The following is a 5,499-nucleotide window of genomic DNA, read 5'->3' on the forward strand; positions in this document are numbered from 1 at the left end:
TCCAGGCCGCCAAGGCCAAGGCACGAGGCTATCGCTCGATCCGAAACCTCAAAGCCATCGTCTACCTCCTCGCCGGGAAACTCGACCTGCAGCTGCCCGCATAGCCACGTTGCTACCCACCCAAAGCAGCGCGGAACCGTAGAAAGGCTGGGTGAGCGCGGGGGCTGGCATACCCGATCCTGCTTTCAAAGTTCAAAACTCGAAGCGGAATTGCCGCCGGTCGGTGACGGTGGTGCCGCCGCGCCGCTTTTCCGTACCAGTGTCGGTCGGCGGCTCCGGTTGCTCTCCTCCTAGAAATGTCGCGGTGTGGCGCTGGCGGCGCGCGGCGTAGGTGGCTTGCCTCCGTTCCATCTCAGACCGCCATGCGGCGGTGATCTGGACGTGGTGCGTGCGGTTACTCATGGCGTCGAGCGGGCCAGTGCGAAATTCGCCCCGATCACCGGATATAGAACTCCGGATTGCCGGATACTGGATACTTGTAGATGAACCTACCTTGCACCCAATACACCGGCTCAGCGGTCGGTGGATAGCTATACCAGTAGTCTCCATTCACCCAGAACGACGGTTGGCCTCCGTTGGACGCGGGATATGCGTACCCACCATAAATCGAAAACGCGAACTCGCCAGAAGGATAATGGTAGACGTGGGTCATGACTGGGCGCTCTGTCCCTGCACTAATGGGTGCGTTCGCTTCCCTCTTCGTCAGGTGCGTATTCTAGAGCTTGTTTACAATCATCCCCACGAACCCACAGATCATCCGGGACGAGGGACTCGACCTTGAGCGGTCAGCCATTCCCCGAGAAGACTTCTTCAGCGAACGCATCAACCGGCAGCTACAGGGAACAAGGCTCAATGGCAGAAAAAGTAGCGGTAATCACTGCGGGTGGCAGCGGAATGGGTGCAGGAGCCGCACGTCGATTGGCGCGTGATGGCTTCCGGGTAGCGATTCTCTCGTCGTCGGGGAAAGGCGAAGCGCTCGCCAAAGAACTCGGTGGCATCGGTGTCACGGGTTCAAATCAGTCGAACGACGACCTGAAGCAGCTTGTCGAGCGAACCGTGGATCGCTGGGGGCGCATCGACGCGCTGGTCAATAGCGCAGGCCACGGGCCGCGAGCACCCTTGCTCGATATTTCGGATGAGGATTGGCATCGAGGCATGGAGGTGTACTTCCTCAATGTCGTCCGTCCGACGCGCCTCGTCACGCCGATCATGCAGCGGCAGAAGTCCGGCGCTATCGTGAACATCTCCACGTTCGCGGCCTTCGAGCCCGATCCGGCCTTTCCAACTTCGAGCGTGTTCCGCGCTGGGCTTGCCGCGTACACCAGGCTCTTCGCTGACCGCTATGCGGCGGACAACATCCGGATGAACAACGTGCTACCCGGCTTCATCGATAGCCTTCCAGAAAAGGCGGAGTTTCGTGCCCGCATTCCGATGGGGCGCTATGGTCGCACGGAGGAGATTGCCGACACTGTTGCCTTCCTCGTGTCTGACGGGGCAGGCTACATTACCGGACAAAACATCCGCGTGGATGGAGGAATCACGCGATCAGTTTGAGCAAGCGCGCGCAGCGGCCACGCAACCGCCGCGCCGCCCAGGATCGTGATGAAATCACGCCGTCTCGTTCGACGACTACTTCTATCTGGTGCGTTTCCAGGTTGTCTCGGTGGTTCCGCCGACTGTCGCAAGGGGGTTGTGCCACTTCAGTTCATCTGCGGTGAGAGAAGTAATGGTTCTCGTGTGAACAGTGCCATTCCAGTTCGGAAAGGTGCTGCGTTCTATATGAAGGGTCAGGGTGCCGTCCTCACTGACTGTATACGTCCCAAAGAACATCACACTTCCTTGGACGACTGCTTTATTTTCGTCGGAACTTCCGGTGTTGCGATTGTTGGACGCGAAGTTAGGGATATCAGGGCGCGCGAGCGCTTCAACAAACCTGCCGTTCGCTCCGAAAACCATGATACCGTCATTCGGACCAAAACTTTGCACCGTTTTGGCATCTGGAAACGTGTTGTTGACTGAGACAAGTGTCCAGTCTCCTACAAGCTTTGTCGTATCGACTTTTGACGTTCCCTGCGCCAGCGCGTCGGTCATAGTTAGGGCGATACCGACGCACAGCATTGCCAGTGTAGTTATGCAGAGCATCCTGATTCGATGCATGGCGTGACCTCCGTTACGGACATTTGCCCCTATCGCCGGTGAGCGTAGGTGCCCCTCTGATGCTAGTCGCGGCATCATACTGCGTCGAGTCCAGCATGCCGCCAACGCTCACCTGAGAGGCACCACGAGGCGGTTGACGCACGTCCATGTCGCTGACGAGAACACCGCTGCCCACATCGGTGTGGTGTACCTGCTGATCAATCGGCGGCCTGCTTCTGGGCGTTCATATCGTCGCGCAGGCGATCCATCACACGCGGGATCGTGGTATCTCGCGCTGGTCCAATGTCCCACCAAGCACGCCGCGCAGACGCGGATCGGCTGGAGAACATCCTTGCGCTTATCGTTGACGACTGTGAGATTGGCGAGGCTGACGACTCAGCCGACGATCAGCGGTGAGGCGGCCGTCTCCGTCGCATCGCGAAATAGCTGAATTCGAGAGCGACGGCCTGAGCACATGTGTGTATCCGACATCATCCGAGAACGTGGCGAGGGCATTACGCTCCGGACTCGTTGGCAAACACAGGCGTTATCGCTGGGGAGTCGTGGAGAGCGGCAAGAACGGGACCAGCGCGACAGATTCTTCGGCAAGCCCCTCAAAGCCGGGGGGGTGCTCGAGCCGATACTTTTCTAGAACGATTTCTAACCGACGCTGGACACGCGCGTTGTTGCCGTCTGGACGGAAATGCTTCACTTTTTGCTCACAATACGAGCGATGACCTTTGATCGTCTGATACCGCTCCGAATGCCCTTTTGGGCCTCAGGAATCCCCTTATTCTTATATCGCACCGAACATCTTACCGAAGACCGGCTGTGCCACCAGCATTTCAGCGAACCGTTCGATCAGGGGTTTCAGTCGATGTTCTGGCATGTTCGGGACCAGCTCGTAGAGCATGCGTCCCTGACGGAGCAGCGAGTGAGTGCGTCGCTTGGTGGTGTTGGACTTGAGATGTCGGTCGTAGCCAAGCGCTTCGCCTGCCGCGCCGAGCAAGGTTAGCAGCGCGACCGCGAAGGCGTTGATCAGCCACAGGCGGTCGCGTCGGTCGGGGGTACTGACATGCACCGAGCTCATGCCCATGCCGAAGCGAATGATCAAGCGCATCCAGGCGGTCGCCTGAGCGAGTGATCGCTTGTGACGGAGGTTCGGTACCCGTTGCGCGCACTCCGTCATTGCGAGGAGCGTAGCGACGAAGCAACCCAGGGCCGCGTAACAAACGCCTGCAGTGTTGCCCTGGGTTGCTTCCCGCCACGCCTTCGGCTCGCGGTCGCAATGACGGGATGCGCGATGCGGCGTAGCACCCCATGACGCACGCGCTGCGCCGCGCGATGGACGCCCTTTACGTCTTCTGCGCCGGCATCGCCGGGGTTTCGCTGGTGCTGATCTCGTTCGTCATCCCGTGGGGCGTGTTCACGCGCTACGTGCTCAACCATGCCGCGTCGTGGCCGGAGCCGCTGGCGATCCTGCTGACCGTGGTGATGACCTTCTTCGGTGCCGCCGCCTGCTACCGGTTCGGCGTGCACATGCGCGTCGCCTATGTGCGCGACCAGCTGCCGCGGCCGCTCGGTGCGGCCGTCGACGTCGTGGCCGAGTTGCTGGTGCTGCTGGTCGGCCTGTTCATGGCGGTGTGGGGCTATTCGCTGGGCGCGACGACCTGGCAGCAGTCGATCGCCGAGTTCCCGGCGCTGTCGGCCGGCATCACCTATCTGCCGATCCCGCTCGGCGGCGTGTGCCTGATGCTGTTCGTGCTGGAGCGGCTGGCGATCGGACGGCCGGTGGACCGGCGCGGCAGCGTGCACGGCGACACGCACGCCACCACGCCGTTCGACTGATGGACGCGCTGGTCGTCATCGGGACGTTGCTGGCCGCCGTCGCACTTGGCGTGCCGATCGCCTACGCGCTCGGACTGTCGGCGATCGCGGCGGCGTGTTGGGTCGACATCCCGCTCGAGGCAGTGATGCTGCAGGTGTCCAGCGGCGTGTCCAAGTTCGCCATGCTGACGATCCCGTTCTTCGTGCTGGCGGGTGCGATCATGGCCGAGGGCGGCATGGCGGGGCGTCTGGTGGCACTCGCCAACGTGCTGGTGGGGGTGACGCGGCTGCGCGGCGGCCTGTCGCTGGTCAACATCGTCGCCACCACGTTCCTGTCGGGGATCTCCGGCTCGGCGGTGGCCGATACGTCGGCGATCGGCTCGGTGATGATCCCGCAGATGGAGGCGTCGGGCTATCCGCGCGTGTTCGCCACCAACCTGACGATCACCGCCTCGGTGCAGGCGCTGCTGATCCCGCCGAGCCACAACGCGGTGATCTACTCGCTGGCCACAGGCGGCACGATCTCGGTGCTGAGCCTGTTCATGGCGGGCATCATGCCGGGCCTGCTGCTCGGCCTGTCGCTGGTGATGCTGTGCGTGTTCCTCGCCTACCGCAATGACCATCCGCGCGGAGACGTGGTGCCGCTGCGGCAGGCGGGGCGCATCGTGTTCGATGCGTTCTGGGGGCTGGTGACGCTCGTCATCATCCTGGGCGGCATCCTGGGCGGCGTGTTCACCGCGGTCGAGGCGGGTGCGGTCGCGACGGTGTGGGCGTTCTTCGTCACCATGTTCGTCTATCGCGACTATCGCTGGCGCGACCTGCCGGTCCTGGTGCACCGGACGCTGCGCACCGTCGCGATGGTGATGACGTTGATCGCGTTCGCCTCGGCGGTCGGCTACATGATGGCGCTGATGCAGGTGCCGTCGAAGATCACCGCATTTTTCCTGACCATCAGCCACAACAAGTACGTGATCCTGATGATGATCAACGTGCTGCTGCTGCTGGTCATCGGCTGCCTGGTGGACATGGCGCCGTCGATCCTGATCACCACGCCGATCCTGCTGCCGGTGATGCTCAATTTCGGTGTCGATCCGGTGCATTTCGGCATGATCATGCTGCTCAACCTCGGCATCGGCCTGTGCCACCCGCCGGTCGGCTCGATCCTGTTCGTCGGCTGCGCGGTCGGCCGGATCACCCTGGAACAGGCGATGCGGCAGATCTGGCCGCTCTATCTGGTGATGTTCGGCGTGCTGATGCTGGTGACCTACATCCCGGTCATCTCGCTCTGGCTGCCCCGCATGCTGGGACTCTGAGGCCCAAGCGATTTTCGCGGGCCGACACGCCGACGTCCCGCATTGATCCACGTCCATTTATGCGGTCAGAGGGGGTGTCACGATCCGCTGACAGTCGAGGGGGGATGCCCGCATGCGTATCGTTCTGGTCCATCCGACAGCGGGACGAGCCGGAGACGATGCGGCTGCTAGCCGTCTTGCGGCGAAGCGCGACGCGTCTATCGACGTATGTGGCGCGAGACGC

At 62.0% G+C, this 5,499-nt stretch carries 6 protein-coding genes; 3 read left to right on the forward strand and 3 right to left on the reverse strand.

The genetic code is table 11. The features are described 5' to 3' along the window. Positions 1-192: 192 nt before the first annotated feature. Positions 193-402, reverse strand: coding sequence for a hypothetical protein (locus tag VKI00_RS27280; RefSeq protein WP_324443796.1), 210 nt, complete (start codon positions 400-402; stop codon positions 193-195). 450 nt (positions 403-852) lie between these two features. Here VKI00_RS27280 and VKI00_RS27285 point away from each other — a divergent pair, with 450 nt between their 5' ends. Continuing rightward, positions 853-1,554 carry an SDR family oxidoreductase gene (locus tag VKI00_RS27285; protein ID WP_324443798.1) on the forward strand — a complete coding sequence of 234 codons (702 nt, stop codon included), beginning with the start codon at positions 853-855 and terminating at the stop codon, positions 1,552-1,554. Positions 1,555-1,635: 81 nt separating this feature from the next. Here the strand turns inward: VKI00_RS27285 and VKI00_RS27290 are convergent, their stop codons facing one another. Together VKI00_RS27290 and VKI00_RS27295 are read right to left on the reverse strand one after the other, a co-directional pair. After that, positions 1,636-2,091, reverse strand: a complete 456-nt coding sequence (locus VKI00_RS27290) for a lipocalin-like domain-containing protein (protein ID WP_324443800.1) — start codon at positions 2,089-2,091, stop codon at positions 1,636-1,638. 841 nt (positions 2,092-2,932) lie between these two features. After that, entirely contained in the window at positions 2,933-3,250 is a 318-nt protein-coding gene (locus VKI00_RS27295; protein WP_324443802.1) for a hypothetical protein, read from the reverse strand. A 206-nt stretch (positions 3,251-3,456) separates the two neighbouring features. On the opposite strand from VKI00_RS27295, the gene VKI00_RS27300 reads away from it, so the two are divergent. Both VKI00_RS27300 and VKI00_RS27305 read left to right on the forward strand, forming a co-directional pair. Beyond that, entirely contained in the window at positions 3,457-3,984 is a 528-nt protein-coding gene (locus VKI00_RS27300) for a TRAP transporter small permease (RefSeq protein WP_324443804.1), read from the forward strand. Beyond that, entirely contained in the window at positions 3,984-5,276 is a 1,293-nt protein-coding gene (locus VKI00_RS27305; protein ID WP_324443806.1) for a TRAP transporter large permease, read from the forward strand. Before VKI00_RS27300 ends, VKI00_RS27305 begins: the two co-directional genes overlap by 1 nt. The last annotated feature ends 223 nt before the right edge of the window (positions 5,277-5,499 follow it).

Source organism: Mycobacterium sp. (assembly GCF_035314665.1).
In the GTDB taxonomy this organism is placed as follows: Bacteria; Actinomycetota; Actinomycetes; order Mycobacteriales; family Mycobacteriaceae; genus Mycobacterium.